Source organism: Enterobacter sp. JBIWA005, assembly GCF_019968805.1.
Taxonomy (GTDB): Bacteria; Pseudomonadota; Gammaproteobacteria; order Enterobacterales; family Enterobacteriaceae; genus Enterobacter; species Enterobacter vonholyi.
In genome coordinates this window covers 138,684-157,489 of the sequence record NZ_CP074159.1, presented here as the reverse complement: position 1 = coordinate 157,489, position 18,806 = coordinate 138,684, and the positions used below count along the sequence as shown (strand labels likewise).

At 55.2% G+C, this 18,806-nt stretch carries 16 protein-coding genes and 1 pseudogene; 8 read left to right on the top strand and 9 right to left on the bottom strand.

Annotation, left to right across the window (positions count from 1 at the left end; all coding sequences use genetic code 11):
* Positions 1-134: 134 nt before the first annotated feature.
* The 4 genes from avtA to KGP22_RS00705 all read left to right on the top strand — a co-directional run bounded on the left by avtA (position 135) and on the right by KGP22_RS00705 (position 4,692).
* Positions 135-1,391, top strand: coding sequence for a valine--pyruvate transaminase (gene avtA / locus KGP22_RS00720; RefSeq protein ID WP_223580916.1), 1,257 nt, complete (start codon positions 135-137; stop codon positions 1,389-1,391).
* Positions 1,392-1,708: 317 nt separating this feature from the next.
* On the top strand, positions 1,709-2,017 hold the full coding sequence (locus KGP22_RS00715) for a hypothetical protein (RefSeq protein WP_223580914.1): 309 nt from the start codon (positions 1,709-1,711) through the stop codon (positions 2,015-2,017).
* Positions 2,018-2,046: 29 nt separating this feature from the next.
* On the top strand, positions 2,047-2,883 hold the full coding sequence (locus KGP22_RS00710) for a collagen-like triple helix repeat-containing protein (protein ID WP_223580912.1): 837 nt from the start codon (positions 2,047-2,049) through the stop codon (positions 2,881-2,883).
* Between the two features lie 90 nt (positions 2,884-2,973).
* Positions 2,974-4,692 (top strand): POTRA domain-containing protein, encoded by a 1,719-nt coding sequence (locus KGP22_RS00705; RefSeq protein ID WP_223580910.1) that lies wholly within the window; start codon positions 2,974-2,976, stop codon positions 4,690-4,692.
* Here the strand turns inward: KGP22_RS00705 and KGP22_RS00700 are convergent.
* From KGP22_RS00700 to KGP22_RS00690, 3 genes and pseudogenes are all read right to left on the bottom strand, one after another.
* Positions 4,676-5,131, bottom strand: a complete 456-nt coding sequence (locus KGP22_RS00700) for a 4Fe-4S dicluster domain-containing protein (protein WP_223580908.1) — start codon at positions 5,129-5,131, stop codon at positions 4,676-4,678. The two genes, KGP22_RS00705 and KGP22_RS00700, sit on opposite strands and share 17 nt — an antisense overlap.
* 27 nt (positions 5,132-5,158) lie before the next feature.
* A pseudogene (locus KGP22_RS00695) lies at positions 5,159-5,322 on the bottom strand (IclR family transcriptional regulator C-terminal domain-containing protein); the annotation flags it as partial.
* A gap of 85 nt (positions 5,323-5,407) precedes the next feature.
* Positions 5,408-6,148 (bottom strand): MipA/OmpV family protein, encoded by a 741-nt coding sequence (locus tag KGP22_RS00690; RefSeq protein ID WP_223580907.1) that lies wholly within the window; start codon positions 6,146-6,148, stop codon positions 5,408-5,410.
* Between the two features lie 117 nt (positions 6,149-6,265).
* On the opposite strand from KGP22_RS00690, the gene KGP22_RS00685 reads away from it, so the two are divergent.
* Entirely contained in the window at positions 6,266-7,231 is a 966-nt protein-coding gene (locus KGP22_RS00685) for a LysR family transcriptional regulator (RefSeq protein WP_111964325.1), read from the top strand.
* Here the strand turns inward: KGP22_RS00685 and aldB are convergent.
* The 6 genes from aldB to KGP22_RS00655 all read right to left on the bottom strand — a co-directional run bounded on the left by aldB (position 7,228) and on the right by KGP22_RS00655 (position 14,380).
* Positions 7,228-8,766, bottom strand: a complete 1,539-nt coding sequence (gene aldB / locus KGP22_RS00680) for an aldehyde dehydrogenase AldB (protein ID WP_223580906.1) — start codon at positions 8,764-8,766, stop codon at positions 7,228-7,230. The genes KGP22_RS00685 and aldB overlap by 4 nt on opposite strands.
* An 86-nt stretch (positions 8,767-8,852) precedes the next feature.
* On the bottom strand, positions 8,853-10,700 hold the full coding sequence (gene selB / locus KGP22_RS00675) for a selenocysteine-specific translation elongation factor (protein WP_111964323.1): 1,848 nt from the start codon (positions 10,698-10,700) through the stop codon (positions 8,853-8,855).
* Positions 10,697-12,082 (bottom strand): L-seryl-tRNA(Sec) selenium transferase, encoded by a 1,386-nt coding sequence (selA, locus tag KGP22_RS00670; RefSeq protein ID WP_223580905.1) that lies wholly within the window; start codon positions 12,080-12,082, stop codon positions 10,697-10,699. The genes selB and selA overlap by 4 nt, the downstream gene beginning before the upstream one ends.
* Before the next feature lie 103 nt (positions 12,083-12,185).
* A complete protein-coding gene (locus KGP22_RS00665; protein ID WP_115876686.1) occupies positions 12,186-12,794 on the bottom strand; it encodes a glutathione S-transferase in 609 nt (202 codons plus the stop codon).
* 90 nt (positions 12,795-12,884) lie between these two features.
* Positions 12,885-14,021 (bottom strand): HlyD family secretion protein, encoded by a 1,137-nt coding sequence (locus KGP22_RS00660; protein WP_223580904.1) that lies wholly within the window; start codon positions 14,019-14,021, stop codon positions 12,885-12,887.
* A 2-nt stretch (positions 14,022-14,023) separates the two neighbouring features.
* Positions 14,024-14,380: a DUF3302 domain-containing protein gene (locus KGP22_RS00655; protein ID WP_024906600.1), complete on the bottom strand. Its 357-nt coding sequence runs from the start codon at positions 14,378-14,380 to the stop codon at positions 14,024-14,026.
* Positions 14,381-15,037: 657 nt separating this feature from the next.
* Between KGP22_RS00655 and KGP22_RS00650 the strand changes: the two genes are divergently transcribed.
* The 3 genes from KGP22_RS00650 to mtlR all read left to right on the top strand — a co-directional run bounded on the left by KGP22_RS00650 (position 15,038) and on the right by mtlR (position 18,780).
* The gene (locus KGP22_RS00650; protein ID WP_045907896.1) at positions 15,038-16,945 is read left to right on the top strand and encodes a PTS mannitol transporter subunit IICBA; all 1,908 of its coding nucleotides are present in this window, start codon (positions 15,038-15,040) and stop codon (positions 16,943-16,945) included.
* Between the two features lie 84 nt (positions 16,946-17,029).
* Positions 17,030-18,193, top strand: coding sequence for a mannitol-1-phosphate 5-dehydrogenase (mtlD, locus tag KGP22_RS00645; protein WP_111964318.1), 1,164 nt, complete (start codon positions 17,030-17,032; stop codon positions 18,191-18,193).
* Positions 18,190-18,780 (top strand): mannitol operon repressor MtlR, encoded by a 591-nt coding sequence (gene mtlR, locus KGP22_RS00640; RefSeq protein ID WP_115876689.1) that lies wholly within the window; start codon positions 18,190-18,192, stop codon positions 18,778-18,780. Before mtlD ends, mtlR begins: the two co-directional genes overlap by 4 nt.
* Positions 18,781-18,806 lie beyond the last annotated feature (26 nt).

Here is an 18,806-nt window from a genome sequence, read left to right as displayed (position 1 = left end):
CCAGAACTATTCACTACACAAACCCACTCCCGCCCTATAAAACAACAAATCCGACCACACCACCCGATTTGCACCAACACGGTGCTAGCGTTATGGTTACCCACTTTCAAAATAAGCTCGACAGATCACCTGCTATGACGTTTTCACTTTTCGGCGACAAATTTACCCGCCATTCAGGCATTACTCGCCTGATGGAGGACCTCAACGACGGGCTGCGCACACCGGGCGCAATCATGCTCGGCGGCGGAAACCCGGCTCAAATTCCGGAGATGACGACCTATTTCCAGACGCTGCTCGCTCAGATGCTGGAAAGCGGCAAAGCAACCGATGCGCTTTGCAATTACGACGGCCCGCAGGGTAAAACCGAACTGCTGGCACTCCTCGCCGAAATGCTGCGTGACGAGCTGGGCTGGGATATCGAACCACAGAATATTGCACTAACAAACGGCAGCCAGAGCGCATTTTTCTACTTGTTTAACCTGTTCGCAGGGCGTCGCGCCGACGGCACCACCAAAAAAGTGCTGTTCCCGCTGGCGCCGGAGTATATCGGCTATGCCGATTCCGGCCTGGAAGAGGATCTGTTCGTCTCCGCGCGCCCGAACATCGAGCTGCTGCCGGAAGGCCAGTTCAAATATCACGTCGATTTTGAACACCTGCATATTGGTGAAGAGACGGGCATGATCTGCGTATCGCGCCCGACTAACCCAACGGGCAATGTGATCACCGATGACGAACTGATGAAGCTGGATGCACTGGCAAATCAGCACGGCATTCCGCTGGTAATCGATAACGCCTACGGCGTACCGTTCCCGGGCATTATCTTCAGCGAAGCACGTCCGCTGTGGAACCCGAACATTGTCCTGTGCATGAGCCTCTCTAAGCTGGGCCTGCCGGGCAGCCGCTGCGGCATCATCATCGCCAATGAGAAAATCATCACCGCCATTACCAATATGAACGGTATTATCAGCCTTTCACCGGGCGGCATTGGCCCGGCGATGATGTGCGAGATGATCAAACGCAAGGATCTGCTTCGTCTGTCGAATGACGTGATTAAGCCTTTCTATTACCAGCGAGTTCAGGAAACAATCGCGACAATTCGCCGCTATTTGCCGGAAGAACGCTGCCTGATCCACAAGCCTGAAGGAGCGATTTTCCTTTGGCTGTGGTTTAAGGATTTGCCTATCACTACCGAACTGCTCTACCAGCGCCTTAAAAAGCGCGGCGTACTGATGGTTCCGGGCGATTATTTCTTCCCGGGACTGGATAAGCCATGGCCGCATACCCATCAGTGCATGCGCATGAACTACGTCCCCGACCTGGAAAAAATCGAAGCGGGGGTTAAAATTCTCGCCGAAGAAATCGAAAAAGCCTGGCTCGAAGGGAATTGTTAAATAATAAGGCTCTTCAAATGAAGAGCCTTATTTTTCCGTGATCTGAATCTTACAATAAGGATATATCCTGTAGCGTTTCATTTATCATCCCCATTGAGTTTTCTTAGGAATATTCCTTTAATTTACACCCACTAACTACTCTCTCAATAATTAAGCACCGATTAAACACCCTAACTTATTGTTATTTTAAATAACCACCTACACCGAATAAAAATACCTTCTTCAGCCACTTTCATGCATATTTAAAAATACTGCATATACTCACTAATACGCCGCTCGGCGTTCTTTTGCGTGGAGTATTCATATGCTACCTAATAATGTTAGTCGCATCAGCGCTATTGCTGTTGCGGTACTGCTCGCGTTCTCTCTTTCTGCCTGTAGTGGAAGCGGTGGCGGATCTCACTCAACAGCCAAAAATAACCCTGCGACGGGAAGCAGCAGCGGCTCAGATGATGGAAGTGGCACAACCGCGAGCAATGGCGGTTCGGGCAGCAACGGATCGGGCACCGGAACGGGTTCAGGTACCGGGACAGGCGCTGGCGGCGGAACGGGTTCAGGGTCGGGATCAGGTTCAGGCTCAGGCTCAGGCTCAGGGGGCAGTGGAGGAACAACTACCGCAGGCGTAAATACGATACTGGGTGATGCTGGTAAAACCGTGACCAGCGTCGGATCCACTGTGGATGGCCTCGGAAGCCAGCTTCCAACAAATAATCCCGTCACGTCAACCGTTTCAACCACCGTCAGCGGTGTTGGCAGTGCCGTGTCCACCGTGGGGACAGGCGTCACGACTGGCGTTGGCGATCCAAACAACCCGAACGGTGTGGGTACAACGGTTAAAGGCGTGACCACGTCGGTCACCTCCCTCGGCAATACCGTTTCAACGGTAGGCACGGGTCTGGCGAGTTCCACTTCCGGAACACCGGTCAGCGGCGTAACCGGCCTGACGGGCAGCGTGGTAAACAGTACCGGGCAACTGGTCAGTAACACCGGCACGGGTCTCACCAACACGGTAAGCAGCCCCGCAGTCACTCAGGTAACAACCGATACCACGACCCTGGCTAACAAGACGCTGGGCGGAGTACAAGGCGTGACGCAAACCGTAGGCACCACAACGGGTCTCGGCACACCGGTCAACGGTCTGCTGACCCAGGTGGGTGGCACCGTCAGCGGCGTAGGGACCAACATTAGCAGCAGCAATAGCGGGCTTAGCGGTGTCGGTCAGGTCGTTCAAAATGTCGGCCAGACGGTCACGGATAGCGGTACGCTAGTGAAACCCACATCAACCACCGGAGGCAGCGGCACAGGATCTCTGACGGCCGATGCCAATGTGACAGCCACAAACAATAGCCTGAGCACAACGGTCAATACCACCCTCAATACGCTGACTGCGGGTGTAACGGCCAATGCAGGCACAACCCAAAATACATCTACGACAAACCCGATTAATGGGCTCAACACGTTAACCTCGAGCCTACTGACGCCAAAACAGTAATCCTTTTATTGCCTGTCTGCGCCCCTGGTTCAGGGGCGCTTTATTCAGCGACACTTACCCCAACCGGGGATGACGAACAGGGATTGCGCGATGAAACACCACTTCCTTTTTTCGCTGACGGGGCTGGTTGTGCTGAGCATGGCCCGCGCCGATACTCTGCCCTCTATTATTAACCCCGATAACCCGGCGCAAGTTTCTCGTAACGTTGCCCCCGAACAGACTGAAGCCGTTCAACAGCCGAACGTCAAAATAGAAAAACCGAAGTCAACGCTGACGCCTGAAACGCCCATTACCATTAATCACATTCAGTTTATTGGCGGCACGCGTTATCCCTTGAAGGAATTACTTCAGCCCTTCAGGCCTTACGCCGGAAAAACCGTGCCGCTAAAAACGCTCACGGGGCTGATAAACGATATTACGGAACGCTATAAGGCCGACGGTTTTCCACTCTCCTATGCCTGGCTGCCCGATAATAATTTCCAGCAGGGCAATATTAAAATTGTTCTGGTTGAAGGCTATGTCGCTCATAGCGACATCACCAGTAATAACCCGCACATCGCCGAACGTCTTAAACGTTTGTCCGAAAAAATCATGGCGGAAAAACCGCTGTCTCAGGATACGTTCGATCGCTACAGCCAGCTGATGACGCGCACCCCGAACGTTCCGGTTACGGCTAACGCGCAGTTGCCAACCAATATCTATGGCGCGGCGGCGATGCAAATAACCGGCAACCAAGAGCGGAGCTGGAATATCGCCTCGACGATCGATACCCGTAAAGGGCAAGATTTAATGATGCTGAATGGCACGCTCAGCAACATGACAAGCTATGGCGATCAGCTTGGCGTGGCCACGCTTGTGCCGTTAGATAGCAACACGCGAAAAAACTATGTCGGGCTCAACTGGCAGCAGTTTTTAAACGATGAAGGGCTGACGATGCAGCTCAAAGGCAGCTATTACCATGAAGAGCCGCGAGATTTTTCTCCCCTGCTCTCTTTGCCGAATAATATCAGCGTCGATTCGAAGCAAAAAACAACGCAATACAACGGCGGCGTGACGTTTGGCTATCCCCTGCTGCTGACGCAAAAATCACAAATTAATCTGACCAGCGGTTTTGATTACACCGACCGCCAGGATGATTATGCCCTGCAGGCCAGACTGCAGGGCAAAACCTATAGCCTTGACTCCGTCAATCAGCACGCGCGTTATCCCGCCCTGGAAGTCGGCATCAACGGTGCACATCAATTCACAACCGCCAGCATCAGCGGCCGACTCAACGTTCGTCAGGGTATTGATGCGATGGGTGCCGATATCGTCTCGGCCCCCAGGCCCGATATTAATTTTACACTCACGAAAAGCTATCTGGACGCAGCCTGGCTGTTTGCCGATAAGTGGCGGCTATCAACGTCCTTGGAGGGGGACTGGTCAAATAACACGTTGCCAGAACCCGAACGCGTTAGCTTCGGTGCCCAGCGGTTTGGCCGTGGATACCAGGACAGTGAAGCAAGCGGTGATTACGGCTATGGCGGGCAGGTAGAACTGCGCTATATCCAGATGCGAAAAGAGAGCACCTGGCTTGCCACCATCCAGCCCTATATCCTGGCCGATACCGCGCAAACCTGGTTTAACACGCCCGGTTTGCCCCACCAACGGCTCGGGTCAGTAGCTACCGGCGTGATGGTAGGCGATACGCGCCACTATAGCATCACGCTTGAGGCGGCAAGACCCGTCGGGGATGTTCCGACAGACAGTCGCAACAGAGACTGGCGCTACAGCCTGACGTTTACCTGGAATTTCAATAAAATGCAGTAAGCTTTTCAGCCCGAAGACTGGCAGGATCAACACAGCGCAGCGCGTGGGTTGGACAGGCCTCCACGCAGGCCGGTCCGCCTTCCCGATGCAGGCACAAATCACATTTCAGCGCTTGTGGCCTGTTTCCCTCCAGCCGTACCTGCATCGCCCCAAACGGACAGGCGACCATGCAGCTTTTACAGCCAATACAGCGCGTCTGCTCAACAAGCCAGGCGCCTGCCGTACGTCTGATGGCATGGGTTGGGCAGACATTGGCACAGGGGGCGTCCTCGCACTGATGGCAACCCACAGCCGTAGTGTAGGCGTCCCCCTTCACCACCCGCAGGCGAGAGGTAAAAGCCTCTGCGGTGAAGTCATCCTGATGCGCGACCGCACAGGCCGCTTCACAGGTGCGGCACCCGATGCATTTTTCCGCATCAGCCATGATAAATCGGTTCATCTGTTACGCCTCTCGTACGTTAAAACCCAGCCCTTTTGAGATCGCATACGGAACGCGGCCGTGGATATCAAACACCAGCTCATCATACATGGCGCTCAGTTCAGTGATGGTGTTCCGCGTCAAAGGTTGGATCTCAACGCCATGTAGATCTTGCCCATTGCGGAGCAGTAGAGAGGCATATGCTGGCCGATTCAGATCCCGGATATGCAGCAGGAACTGCTCGACAGGCACGATCGTAGGCCGGGTAAGGCGAACCTGCCCCCCGGCTTTACCGCATCAGAAACGCCAGGTCAGGCCGGTCATCAGCGCGAAGCTGTCATCGCGGTCGATCATCGGGCTGTTCTTCACGTCGTCAGGCAACACGGTGTAAATCGCGCTGGCGTTGAGGTACAGATTCTGGGTTAACTGATATTTAGCCGCGAGGCCAACGTATGGCGTCCAACTGTCGCCAGCGGTGTATTGATCCAGTCCGGAGCGGCGAGACTCGCTGCCGGATACGCCGTAGTAGTAGTCGTTATAGCTTTCGTCGCTATAGAAAACACCAACAGTAGGTGTCAGGGTCAGGCGCTCCATTTTGATCGGACGGAAGTACGATACCTCGCCCACCACGCCGCCGCTTTCATCCATCGCATCGCCAGAAACGGCCACTTTCAGCGACCCCCAGCTTTCGTGGCGGTAGTACGCCCCGCCGAGGAATGCAGATGCTTTACGCTCATCAAGCTGCTTCATCTGATGGTCGTCGTTGTCATCAGGATCGAAATGCAGTGGCATCCAGGTTGCGGTCAGGCTGAGTTCATTTTTTGCGTCTTTCCACAGGATCCATCCACCCGTGGTCTGGCGAACATAAAAGCGATCGCCTTCGTAGCTAATTAACGGTACTGCGGTAGTATTTTCGTTATAGCCTTTGTAAGGAGACTCATTAAATACAGCCCCCGCTCCAAGTGAAAAATCACCAGCCATGGCAGACGTTGATGCAAATAACGTGGCAGCGATGAGTAAATTGTATTTAATAGTCATTCTATGTAATCCATTTAAATGCCAAACAAGCGAGGCGCATAATAATGGTTACAAAATTGCCAATGCAACGCTGCGGTTTATATAATATTATATATAAAATCATATAGATGGGTGTGCATGATGAGTACATTACAGCTAAAACCACGCGAATTAAAAATTATCTCCGTCATTGCAGCCACCCACAGCATTGGTGATGCCGCCGCCCTGCTGGGCATGGCGCAGGCCAACGTCAGTAAATATCTGTCTGATTTTGAAACGCGGGTTGGACTCAAGGTTTTTGAGCGCACCACGCGCCAGCTTGCCCTGACCCAGTTTGGTGAAGCGTTGCTCCCTTACGTTAATGCAACACTGGATAAGAACAGCCAGCTTGTGAATTTCATTGCGGATTATAAGCACGAAAAGCGCGGAAAAGTGACGATCTATGCCCCAACCGGCATCGTGACCTACCTGGCGCGACACGTGATCCATCAGATAGAAGACATCGGTGACATTCGCATCTCTTTGAAAACCTACAACCTGGACCGGAATGAATTTTCAGAAGGCGTTTCCTTTCCGGATGACTGCGACATTTTAATTACTTATGCGCAGCCAAAAGACGAAAGTCTGGTTGCCAGCGTTCTGACACAATATTCCGTTACGGCCTTCGCAACCGTGGAATATTTAAATAAACACCCGTTAACGGGACCGGAAGATTTAATTAATCACTCCTGTATTCTCATTGATTCCATGCTGGTTGATGATGCCAACATCTGGCGTTTCCGAGTGCATGGCAGTGATGACGTGCATGACTATCGGGTGACCGGTAATTATATTTGCGACAATACGCAGACGGCTCTGGAGCTGGCAAGAAATAATCTTGGGATTGTTTTTGCACCAAAAGAAAGTCTGAAAAAAGAATTAACGCAGGGGATGCTGGTCCCCTGCTTCCCGCATCAGGAAGAGTGGTGGCTCGATCTGACGGCCATCTTCCGCAAACGCGAATACCAGCCCTGGCGCGTGCAATACGTACTGGATGGGGTTCTGAACTGCCTGCGCCAGCAAATTGCTCAGGCCGTGCATGGACGGCCTGAGCTGGGTGATTAGAACAGCCCCAACGGCTTATCGGAGTAGCTGACCAGCAAACATTTCGTCTGCTGATAATGCTCCAGCATCATCTTGTGGGTTTCACGCCCGATGCCCGATTGCTTATAACCGCCAAATGCCGCGTGCGCAGGATAGGCGTGGTAGCAGTTGGTCCATACGCGCCCGGCCTGAATGCCTCTGCCCATTTTATAGGCCAGATTACCGTTGCGGCTCCAGACGCCTGCTCCCAGGCCATACGGCGTGTCGTTGGCAATCTCCAGCGCCTCCTCCATCGTTTTGAAGGTGGTCACGGCCAGTACCGGTCCGAAAATTTCTTCCTGGAAGACGCGCATGTTGTTTTGACCGAACAGGATCGTCGGCTCCAGATAATACCCGTCCTGCAGATCCCCACCGAGTACCTTACGACGCCCGCCGGTGAGAATATCCGCCCCCTCTTTCTTGCCGATGTCGATGTAGTTGAGGATAGTTTCCAGCTGTCCATGCGAGACCTGCGCCCCCATCTGCGTGGCGTTATCGAGCGGGTTACCGCTGCGGATAGACTCGACGCGGCGAATGGCCCGCTCCATAAAGCGCTCATAGATGGACTCCTGCACCAGCGCGCGGCTTGGGCAAGTGCAGACTTCGCCCTGGTTAAACGCAAACAGCGCAAACCCTTCCAGGGCTTTATCGAAGAAGGCATCCTCTTCCTCCATTACGTCTGCGAAGAAGATGTTCGGGGATTTCCCGCCCAGCTCGAGGGTCACCGGGATAATGTTCTGCGTGGCGTACTGCATGATCTGCTGGCCCACCTCCGTCGACCCGGTAAACGCCACTTTGGCGATCCGTTTTGAGGTAGCCAGATATTCCCCTATCTCCCCGCCCGCGCCGTTAACCACGTTAATCACGCCCGGCGGCAAAAGATCGCCAACGATTTCCATCAGCAGCAGCACCGAGAGAGGGGTCAGACGCGCCGGTTTCAGCACAATGCAGTTTCCCGCCGCCAGCGCGGGCGCCATTTTCCAGCTCGCCATCAGCAGCGGGAAGTTCCACGGAATGATTTGCCCGACGACGCCCAGCGGTTCGTGGAAGTGATACGCCACGGTATCGCTGTCAACTTCGCTGATCCCGCCCTCCTGAGCGCGAATGCAGGAAGCAAAATAGCGGAAGTGGTCAATGGCCAGCGGCACGTCTGCCGCCATCGTTTCCCGTATCGGCTTGCCGTTATCCCAGGTTTCCGCCGTCGCCAGCAGCTCCAGATTCTGCTCCATCCGGTCGGCGATTTTGAACAGGATCGCCGCCCGGTCCTGCACAGAGGTGTGAGCCCATTTTTCTTTCGCTTTGTGCGCCGCATCCAGCGCCAGGTCTATATCACGCTTGCCGGAGCTGGCAATTTCGCACAGCGGCTGGCCGGTAACGGGAGTCAGGTTGGAATAGTATTCGCCGTCGACGGGAGCGACCCAGTCGCCGCCAGTAAAGTTGTCATAACGAGGCTTCAGCTTGAGTGGAAAACCATAATCGCCGGGCTGGATACGCGATGAGGGAGGATTGTTTGTCATGTCCGTCTCCTTGCTGTTGGTGTACAACAAGGGTAGTTCCGGCTGGCGATTTTCTCGCCAACCGGTAACGGTGTTTACGACGGAGGTCACGGAGTTTCAGGAAATAATAACGAATCGCGCAACAGGTGATCGTTACCGCGACGGCGGGTAAAGCCGATGCGGTTGAAATATTCCAGGATCTGGATCGCCAGCTTGCGGCCCACGTTCAGCCGATCGCGGAAATCCGCTGCGCAGGTCGAGCCGCGCGCCTGATCCAGCTCGCGGATCAGGTTGGCAAACGCCACAATACGATCGTTACGGTAATAACGATCTTTCACGATCGCGACTATTAGCCCCTGCTGCGCCGCATGGCGCAATACCTGGCGCATCACCTGCTCGTCGGTGTTGGTTTCGCGAGCCAGATCGCGAACCCACCACGGCTCATCGCCAAACAGCGGGGCGGCTTTTTGCCATATGGCCTCTTGCTCGGCGGTGAACCCGGCCTTGTGATCCGGCAGATGCAGCCAGCCGTGGTGGCTTTTGATCGCCCCGCTTTCGCGCATGTTTTCAATCAGCAGCAGCACCAGCGCATCGTCTTCCATCGGCAGCGCCATGCGCCGCAGACGCTCACGGCCCGGGCCAGGCTCGTCCTGATGCTGTTCGTGGTAAGTCGCAAGCGTGTTCAGTATCTTACGCTGCCATTGCGCAGCAACCGGGGCATTGAGCAGGCTGTCTCCAGCCTGAATAAAGCCCGGCTCCTGAGTCAGCTGCCGTAAGCCTTCCCCGCTCAGCTGGCGTGCCCATGCAAAATCACGCAGGCTCACCGCTCCGCGATCGAGGTGTACCCGCAGCGCGGCGTTATTCTCTCTGGCCTGCGCCAGCGCGGCCAGCCACTGCAGATATTCCGGCTTACGCTTGCCGCGTCGGGGTGGGTTAAGCGCCACCACGCGCGCCCCGGCCAGCGTTTCCCTTGCAGAAATGTCACGCAGAACCAGACGATCGTTGTCTGCCAGCCAGAGCGGTGAATCGAATACCAGCTCGGCGAGATCGTTTTCCAGCAGCGACACGCGCCCGGTGATATGGCTGGCCGCGTGGTGAATATGCAGCGGCTGCCATTGGGTCAGAGGCACGTTTGCCTGCAGGGAGACGATGACGCGTTCAGACGGTTCCGGCGGGGCATCGGCCAGCAGCCAGTCGCCGCGGTTAAGCTGCTCTTTTTCCGCATCCCCGGCAATGTTCAGCGCGATCCGCTGCCCGGCGTGAGCCTGCTCTGTGGGCTGGTTTTGAGCATGCAGGCCGCGCACGCGCATCGGTTTATTCACGCCCGTCAGCCATAAGCTATCGCCTACTTTCACCTCGCCGCTGAGCGCCGTCCCGGTGACCACCAGACCCGCCCCTTTCACGCTAAACGCCCGGTCAATCGCCAGACGGAAACGGTGATGGCTGGCGTGGTCACGTGATGAAAGGTGCTGCAAGTGGTGGCGAAGTTCGTCGATACCTCGCCCTTCGGTCGCCACGGTGACAAAAAGCGCTGCATCGGCAAAGCCATATTCACGTAAGGTCGCCTGCACCGCTTCGCGCACCTCGCTGACGCGTGCGTCATCCACGCGATCGGCTTTGGTCAGCGCCACGGTCAGCTGCGGATTGCCGGTCAGTTGCAGGATCGCCAGATGCTCGCGGGTTTGCGCCATAACGCCATCATCACAGGCCACCACCAGCAGGGCATGATCGATGCCGCCTACCCCCGCCAGCATGTTAGACAGAAACTTTTCATGCCCCGGCACATCAATAAAACCCAGCACGCGGCCATCAGGCTGGGGCCAGTAGGCATACCCCAGATCGATGGTCATGCCGCGCTTTTTCTCTTCCGGCAGGCGATCGGCGTTTACGCCGGTAATGGCCTGCAGTAACGTGGTTTTTCCGTGGTCAACGTGACCGGCGGTGGCAATAATCATTTCAACAACATCTCCAGAAATCGCTCTTCATCTTCAAGGCAGCGCAGATCCAGCCACATTCGGCCATCGTAAATCCGCCCGATAACCGGCGTCGAGAGACCCCGCCAGCGCGACGACAGGGCTTCCAGATGGCCGCCGCGCCCGTCACGCGGCGTGAACGTCAGCGCCTCACTCGGCAACCTGTCCACCGGCAGCGAACCGCTGCCAATCTGCGACTGGCAGGGCTCAATGCGAACGTCAAAATCAGAGTAGTGCGGGGCTATGCGCGGCAGCAGCAGTTCGGCCTGGGCGCGAATCGAGGCGGCATCACGGGTTAACAGACGCAGTATGGGCAGGCGGTCGGCCAGTTTCTTCGGGTGGAGATAGAGCCGCAGCGTCGCGTCCAGCGCGGCAAGCGTCATTTTATCGGCGCGCAAGGCGCGCTTGAGCGGATGCTGCTGCAGCTGCGCAATCAGCTCGCGCTTGCCGACGATAATCCCGGCCTGCGGCCCGCCCAGCAGTTTGTCGCCGGAAAAACTGACCAGGCTAACGCCCGCCGCAATCATCTCCTGCGGCATCGGCTCTTTTGGCAGCCCGTACAGGCTCAGATCCACCAGCGAGCCGCTGCCGAGATCGGCAATCACCGGTATGTTCAGTTCGCGCCCAATCGCCGCCAGCTCCGCCTCTTCAACCGTTTTGGTGAAGCCTTCAATATGATAATTGCTGGTGTGGACCTTCATCAGCAGGGCAGTATTTTCATTTACCGCCGCGCGATAGTCTTTCGCATGGGTACGGTTGGTGGTGCCCACTTCATGCAGCGTACAGCCCGCCTGGCGCATCACGTCCGGAATACGAAATGCCCCGCCAATCTCCACCAGCTCGCCGCGGGACACCACTACCTCTTTGCCGCTGGCGGTGGCCGCCAGCATCAGCAGCACCGCTGCGGCGTTGTTATTCACAATGCAGGCATCTTCCGCACCGGTCAGCTGGCACAGCAGCTCCGCCAGCGCGTGGTCGCGATGCCCGCGTCCGGCGCCGTCCAGATCGTACTCCAGCGTTACAGGCGCTTGCATGGCCTGCACGACGGCGGCAACGGCCTCTTCCGCCTGCTGGGCTCGCCCGAGGTTGGTATGCAGTACGGTACCGGTCAGGTTAATCACCGGGCGTAACGCGCTTTGCGCCTTCTCATCCAGCCGCTGTTCAACTTCCTGCTCCCACGCACTGCACCAGTCGGGCAAGGCGTTTTCTGCCTGAATCGCGCAGCGGGCTTCGTCCTGAAGCAGGCGTAACATTTCCACCGTCGCGGTATGGCCGAAGCGCTCAACAACAGCATGAATGCGGGGCTCGCGAAGGAGACGGTCGGTAGCGGGGATCTGGCTGTACAGCGAACGATGAGTAGTCATGAAAGCGCCTGGCGAATAAATATCTTCCCCCCTCCCGACGGGAGAGGGAGTTAACATGTAGAGGGATTGTACCGCCTCCGACGCCGAAGTGTTATAACCCGCGTCAAGCCTTTGGCGGTTCTGTACGGGCAAAGCTCTCGCGGCTAAACAGCGTGTCTGCAAGCTTCACCAGCAGCGGACGGTCGACGCACCAGCCAGGGGAAACCCGGCGGAAGTTGAGATAGCCGATGGCGCAGGCGATGGCGATAGTTGCCAGGTTCAGGTCGTCGGTCTGAATCTTTCCCTCCCGGATAAGCTGTTCGCACCTGTCCAGGCTGCGGCTGATTTTTTCCCGCTGGCGTAACAGTTCCGTTTCCGACTGCTGGGCTGCGGGCCTTGCCTGTTCACGCACGGAAGTTAACGCCGCATCCATAATGCCGTCGGCCAGGGCTTCAATTTGCTTCACCGCCAGCGCCGCTTTTGGGTCAGCCGGCAGCATTGCGGGGGCAACGCCCAGCAGCTCGATATACTCCGCAATAATCGGGGAATCAAACCAGTATTCGCCCTCGTCCGTGACCAGCGCTGGCACTTTTCCCAGCGGGTTGTACTGCGCGACGCCGTTTTCCGCGTTGTAGGGCTGTTCATTCACGAATTCAAATTCAATCCCCTTCTCCAGCAGGAGAATCGAGATTTTTCGCACGAAGGGACTGGTATAGCTGCCGATGAGTTTCATTGCCTGATCCTTGATGCCGGAAAAAAGTCAGTATGGATCAAGCGATGAAAAAAGGGCAGGTCTGCATGTCGCATTCCTGCCCTGGAAGGATTAGTGATCGAGGTAGAGGTAGTGCATCCAGCTGGTCATACGCAGCAGTACTTTACGCATAACCGAGACGTGGGCGAAGTGGTCCGAATAGACCGCCACCTGGGCATAGATACCGTCCGGCAGGGCATCGACTTCGGCGTTGGGTTCCAGCTCAATAAGTGCCTGAACGCCGTCCGTTCCCGGCACCACCGTCAGCGACTGCAGCGCGCCCTGCGCCTGATAGGTTCCCCCCGGCACCACCGGCAGAATACTGGTGAGCTTCCCGGAGAACACCTGGCCCGGCAGCGCGTTAAACACCACTTCCGCTTCATCGCCCGGCTTCAGACGCAGCAGCGAGTTCTGGCGGAACTGGGCCACAATCTGACGCTTCTGTTCTGGGATAAAGACCATCACCGGACGCAGAGGCAGCGCGGCGGCATAGGTCCCCGGACGTATCAGCACCTGGGTGATGTAACCATCACTCGGCGCACGCACCACGGTCTGATCCAGGTTGTATTTGGCTTCGGCAAGCTGGGCGCGTAACGAAGCAATCTGCGACTGCTCGCCGTTCACCATGCTGTCTAACTGGCTTTGGATCTGCACCTGTTCAGCCACGGAGCCTTTCACCATGGCGTCCTGCGCCAGATAGTTTTGCCGCGCGTTATCAATATCGCTTTCAGAGAACGGATTGACCTTCGCCTGGCTGCCTTTCAGGTAGCGCTGATAATCTTTATAGAGGCGATCGCGCTCAGCGGAGACGCGCGTGGTATTGGCAACCGCTTCCGACAGCTGCGCTTTCAGATTGTCGATATTGTGCGTCGCGGTTACAAGGTCGGCCTGGAGTCTGTCGACGCGCGCCTGATAGCGGCCCGGATCAAGTTTAAATAACACTTCGCCTTTTTTAATTAGCTGGTTATTTTTATCTGTCACTTCGCTGACCACCCCGGTAACCTGCGGCGTAATCGGAATAGAAATAACCGCTTTTTGCGCCGTAAAGGTATACGGGTGGTTATAGTTCATTAACAGAATAAGTCCGGCAACAATAAATACGCCGCCTAATGTTGCGGTGGCAAGCGTCCACTGGTTGACCGGAATTCGGAATATTTTAAAGATGGCCCAGGCAAATGCCACGTAGGTCAAAATAATCAACAGATCCATGATTAGCGCTCCAGCGTGTTCTTATCAGCAGCAGGCTTTACCGCGGCCAGCTTTTGTTCTAATTCGGCCACGCGTTTGGCCAGCGCATCCATGCCCGGAACCTCATCAGGCTTTGTGATGTGGTTTTGCATACCCCAGCCGCGATCTTCACGGTACAGCGTGGCCCAAATCCACAGGAATGGCCAGATGGCATGAAGCGTAAACAGGCTAATCCAGCCTGCCGTATGAATGGCATCGGCATGCGGGTGGTTACGCTTTTTGGCCATATTATAAGGGATGTCATGGATAGCGATGATTCCATAAAAGAGAACCAGAAATACAAAAATCAATACGCCCAGCGCAAAATAGTTGAGAAACATATTCTCCTCACTTAAACAACGTCAACTCATTAAATTAATAAAACGGTACGCAACCTAATTAATTTTTTATAAACACGGGGTTGTGCTTATTATTTCCGAGCCGGGGAGTATGGGTTTTTATAATATCTCCATGCAAGTTTATAAGCGTGTCAAAATATATCCTGAATAATAATAGACTTAACCTTACAATATGAGCGTAATCCACCTTTTAACTTTTCGCCATACCACACATAAAAAGTGGTTTTTTAGCTTATCGTGTCGTGCCATATCATCCTGGCGCTGAATCGCTATGCAGAGTTTGCCGTCGATCACAGCCGGAGAAATCTGCATAAAAATATTTTGTGAAATCAGTCACAATCCAGAAACAAACACGCCATAACAAAACGTGACAACAATCACACAAAAGGATGTGTTTTGCTTTTTTTCTCGCCATCGTATTTTTTTTGCCCATCGTTTTTGTGATTCAGATCACCTCATAGATATCCTCACCCCCTACATTTACGTGACATGAATCACATAAATTTTCACTGTCTGGACAGTTGAACGATTCAGTGCCAGATTTCACAGCATCAGAACAGGGCCCGGCTACCTCTGCCGCCTCATTAACAATAAACCTCGGGCCATAAGCCTTAGCGTAAACAGAAGAAGGGGTGTTTTATGTCATCCGATTTCAAGATCAAAGTTCAAAGCTTTGGTCGTTTCCTCAGCAACATGGTGATGCCAAATATCGGCGCGTTTATCGCGTGGGGTATCATCACCGCATTGTTCATTCCGACAGGGTGGTTGCCTAACGAGACGCTGGCGAAACTTGTTGGCCCAATGATTACCTATCTCCTGCCGCTGCTCATCGGTTTCACCGGGGGTCGTCTGGTGGGCGGTGACCGTGGTGGCGTAGTGGGTGCCATCACAACCATGGGCGTTATCGTCGGTGCAGATATGCCGATGTTCCTCGGTGCGATGATTGCCGGTCCTCTGGGCGGCTGGGCGATTAAGAAATTCGACGTCTGGGTTGATGGTAAGATCAAATCCGGCTTCGAAATGCTGGTGAATAACTTCTCTGCGGGCATCATCGGGATGATCCTCGCCATTCTGGCGTTCCTCGGCATTGGCCCTGCGGTTGAAGTGCTGTCTAAAATTCTGGCGGCAGGCGTTAACTTCATGGTGGCGCACGAGATGCTGCCGCTGGCGTCTATCTTCGTTGAACCGGCGAAAATCCTGTTCCTTAACAACGCCATCAACCACGGCATCTTCTCGCCGCTGGGTATCCAGCAGTCTCACGATCTCGGCAAGTCTATCTTCTTCCTGATTGAAGCTAACCCGGGTCCAGGTATGGGCGTTCTGCTGGCGTACATCTTCTTCGGCCGTGGCAGCGCTAAACAGTCTGCTGGCGGCGCGGCGATAATTCACTTCCTGGGCGGTATCCACGAAATTTACTTCCCGTACGTGCTGATGAACCCGCGTCTGATCCTGGCCGTTATCCTCGGCGGTATGACCGGCGTGTTCACCCTGAGCGTGCTGGGCGGCGGTCTGGTTTCTCCGGCCTCTCCGGGTTCTATCCTGGCGGTACTGGCGATGACGCCAAAAGGCGCTTACTTCGCGAACCTCGCGGCTATTTTTGCGGCAATGGCCGTCTCCTTCGTGGTCTCTTCTATCCTGCTGAAAACCAGCAAAGTGAAAGAAGATGATGACATCGAAGCGGCGACCCGTCGTATGCACGACATGAAAGCCGAATCCAAAGGCGCGACCCCACTGGCAGCAGGTGATGTCTCTAACGACCTGAGCCACGTGCGTAAAATCATCGTTGCCTGTGATGCCGGTATGGGTTCCAGCGCGATGGGAGCAGGCGTGCTGCGTAAGAAAGTGCAGGATGCGGGCCTGACCAACATCTCCGTGACCAACAGCGCCATTAACAGCCTGCCGCCGGATGTTGACCTGGTCATCACGCACCGCGATCTGACCGAACGCGCCATGCGCCAGGTGCCGCAGGCACAGCACATTTCGCTGACCAACTTCCTCGACAGCGGCCTGTACACCAGCCTGACCGAACGTCTGGTGGCCGCGCAGCGTCACGAAGACAACGAAGTGAAAGTGCGCTCCAGCCTGCAGGACAGCTTTGACGAGAGCAATGCTCATCTGTTTAAGCTGGGTGCGGAGAATATTTTCCTCGGTCGTACCGCGGCCACCAAAGAAGAAGCGATTCGCTTTGCCGGTGAGCAGCTGGTGAAAGGCGGCTACGTTCAGCCTGAATATGTCGACGCGATGCTGGAACGCGAAAAACTGACGCCAACCTACCTGGGCGAATCCATCGCGGTGCCGCACGGAACGGTTGAAGCGAAAGATCGCGTCCTGAAAACCGGCGTCGTATTCTGTCAGTACCCGCAGGGCGTGCGCTTCGGTGAAGAAGAAGACGACATCGCCCGTCTGGTGATTGGTATCGCCGCTCGCAACAACGAGCACATTCAGGTGATTACCAGCCTGACCAACGCCCTGGATGATGAATCCGTCATTGAGCGTCTGGCCAATACCACCAGCGTGGAAGAAGTGCTGGCTCTGCTGAACAAATAAGTTCTCTTCCCTCTCCCTCCGGGGAGAGGGCTAGGGTGAGGGGGAAAACGTTCCTCACCCCAGCCCTCTCGGGTAAAAACATTGATGAAGGTTAACACTATGAAAGCATTACATTTTGGCGCAGGTAATATCGGTCGTGGTTTTATCGGTAAACTGCTTGCTGACGCGGGCATTACTCTGACATTCGCCGATGTGAATCAGGTTGTCCTGGATGCCCTGAATGCCCGTCATAGCTATCAGGTCCATGTGGTGGGCGAAAACGAGCAGGTTGAGACGGTATCCGGCGTCAACGCGGTCAGCAGCATCGGTGAAGACGTTATTGACCTGATCGCCAGCGTCGATCTGGTCACCACCGCCGTGGGTCCGGTCGTCCTTGAGCGCATCGCCCCTGCGGTTGCAAAAGGCCTGGCAAAACGTAAAGCGCAGGGCATCGACACCCCGCTGAACATCATCGCCTGTGAAAACATGGTGCGCGGGACTACGCAGCTGAAAGGCCACGTTCTTAACGCGGTGGCAGACGAAGACAAAGCCTGGGTTGAAGCGCACGTGGGTTTTGTGGATTCCGCCGTGGATCGCATCGTTCCGCCTTCCGAATCCGCGACCAACGACCCGCTGGAAGTGACCGTGGAAACCTTCAGCGAGTGGATCGTCGATAAAACCCAGTTTAAAGGTGACCTGCCGACTATTCCGGGAATGGAATTAACCGATAACCTGATGGCATTTGTCGAACGCAAGCTCTTCACGCTGAACACCGGGCATGCTATAACCGCGTACCTCGGAAAATTGGCCGGTCATCAGACCATTCGTGACGCGATCCTCGATGAGAAGATCCGCGCGGTGGTAAAAGGGGCAATGGAAGAGAGCGGCGCGGTGCTGATCAAACGCTACGGTTTTGATGCTGAGAAACACGCAGCATACATCCAGAAAATCCTCGGTCGCTTTGAAAACCCGTATCTGAAAGATGACGTTGAGCGCGTGGGCCGCCAGCCGCTGCGCAAGCTGAGCGCGGGCGATCGCCTGATTAAGCCGCTGCTGGGCACGCTGGAATACGGCCTGCCGCATGCCAACCTGGTGAAAGGGATTGCCGCAGCGATGCACTACCGCAGCGAGCAGGACCCACAGGCGATTGAGCTGGCTCAGCTGATTGATGATAAAGGCGCGCAGGCTGCGCTGGCGCAGATTTCCGGTCTGGACGCCAACAGCGACGTGGTTGCGGAGGCGGTTAACGCATACAACGCAACCAAATGATGCAGAATGCGGCGCAGGTAATCCTGCGCCCTGATTACAGATTGTCAGATATGCAGGCAATAATGGAACAAACCCAGGCCTTTGAAAATCGCGTGCTTGAGCGTCTGAATGCTGGCAAAACCGTACGAAGTTTCCTGATTGCCGCCGTCGAGCTGTTAACCGAGGCGGTGAATATCCTGGTGCTTCAGGTGTTTCGCAAAGACGACTACGCGGTAAAATATGCTGTAGAACCGTTACTGGACGGAGACGGACCGCTGGGCGATCTATCCGTGCGTCTGAAGCTGATTTATGGTCTTGGCGTGCTGAACCGACAAGAGTATGAAGATGCGGAGCTGTTAATGGCGCTGCGAGAAGAGCTCAATCATGACGGTAACGAGTACACCTTTACCGACGATGAGATTCTGGGGCCCTTCGGCGAGCTGCACTGCGTTACCGCGCTGCCCCCTGCTCCCCATTTTGATAACAGCGATCCTGAGCTTTACGCGATGCAAAAGCTGCGTTATCAACAGGTTGTCCGATCCACGATGGTTCTCTCCCTGACTGAGCTGATTTCCCGAATCAGCTTAAAAAAAGCGTTTCAGAAGTAAGCCTGCTCACATTGGTGTATCCTTCC

Excerpts from the sequence above, each read along its gene's own strand:
- avtA (WP_223580916.1), top strand. The coding sequence starts at position 135 with ATGACGTTTTCACTTTTCGGCGACAAATTTACCCGCCATTCAGGCATT.
- KGP22_RS00715 (WP_223580914.1), top strand. The coding sequence starts at position 1,709 with ATGTTAGTCGCATCAGCGCTATTGCTGTTGCGGTACTGCTCGCGTTCT.
- KGP22_RS00705 (WP_223580910.1), top strand. The coding sequence starts at position 2,974 with ATGAAACACCACTTCCTTTTTTCGCTGACGGGGCTGGTTGTGCTGAGC.
- KGP22_RS00700 (WP_223580908.1), bottom strand. The coding sequence starts at position 5,131 with ATGAACCGATTTATCATGGCTGATGCGGAAAAATGCATCGGGTGCCGC.
- KGP22_RS00690 (WP_223580907.1), bottom strand. The coding sequence starts at position 6,148 with ATGACTATTAAATACAATTTACTCATCGCTGCCACGTTATTTGCATCA.
- KGP22_RS00685 (WP_111964325.1), top strand. The coding sequence starts at position 6,266 with ATGATGAGTACATTACAGCTAAAACCACGCGAATTAAAAATTATCTCC.
- aldB (WP_223580906.1), bottom strand. The coding sequence starts at position 8,766 with ATGACAAACAATCCTCCCTCATCGCGTATCCAGCCCGGCGATTATGGT.
- selB (WP_111964323.1), bottom strand. The coding sequence starts at position 10,700 with ATGATTATTGCCACCGCCGGTCACGTTGACCACGGAAAAACCACGTTA.
- selA (WP_223580905.1), bottom strand. The coding sequence starts at position 12,082 with ATGACTACTCATCGTTCGCTGTACAGCCAGATCCCCGCTACCGACCGT.
- KGP22_RS00665 (WP_115876686.1), bottom strand. The coding sequence starts at position 12,794 with ATGAAACTCATCGGCAGCTATACCAGTCCCTTCGTGCGAAAAATCTCG.
- KGP22_RS00660 (WP_223580904.1), bottom strand. The coding sequence starts at position 14,021 with ATGGATCTGTTGATTATTTTGACCTACGTGGCATTTGCCTGGGCCATC.
- KGP22_RS00655 (WP_024906600.1), bottom strand. The coding sequence starts at position 14,380 with ATGTTTCTCAACTATTTTGCGCTGGGCGTATTGATTTTTGTATTTCTG.
- KGP22_RS00650 (WP_045907896.1), top strand. The coding sequence starts at position 15,038 with ATGTCATCCGATTTCAAGATCAAAGTTCAAAGCTTTGGTCGTTTCCTC.
- mtlD (WP_111964318.1), top strand. The coding sequence starts at position 17,030 with ATGAAGGTTAACACTATGAAAGCATTACATTTTGGCGCAGGTAATATC.
- mtlR (WP_115876689.1), top strand. The coding sequence starts at position 18,190 with ATGATGCAGAATGCGGCGCAGGTAATCCTGCGCCCTGATTACAGATTG.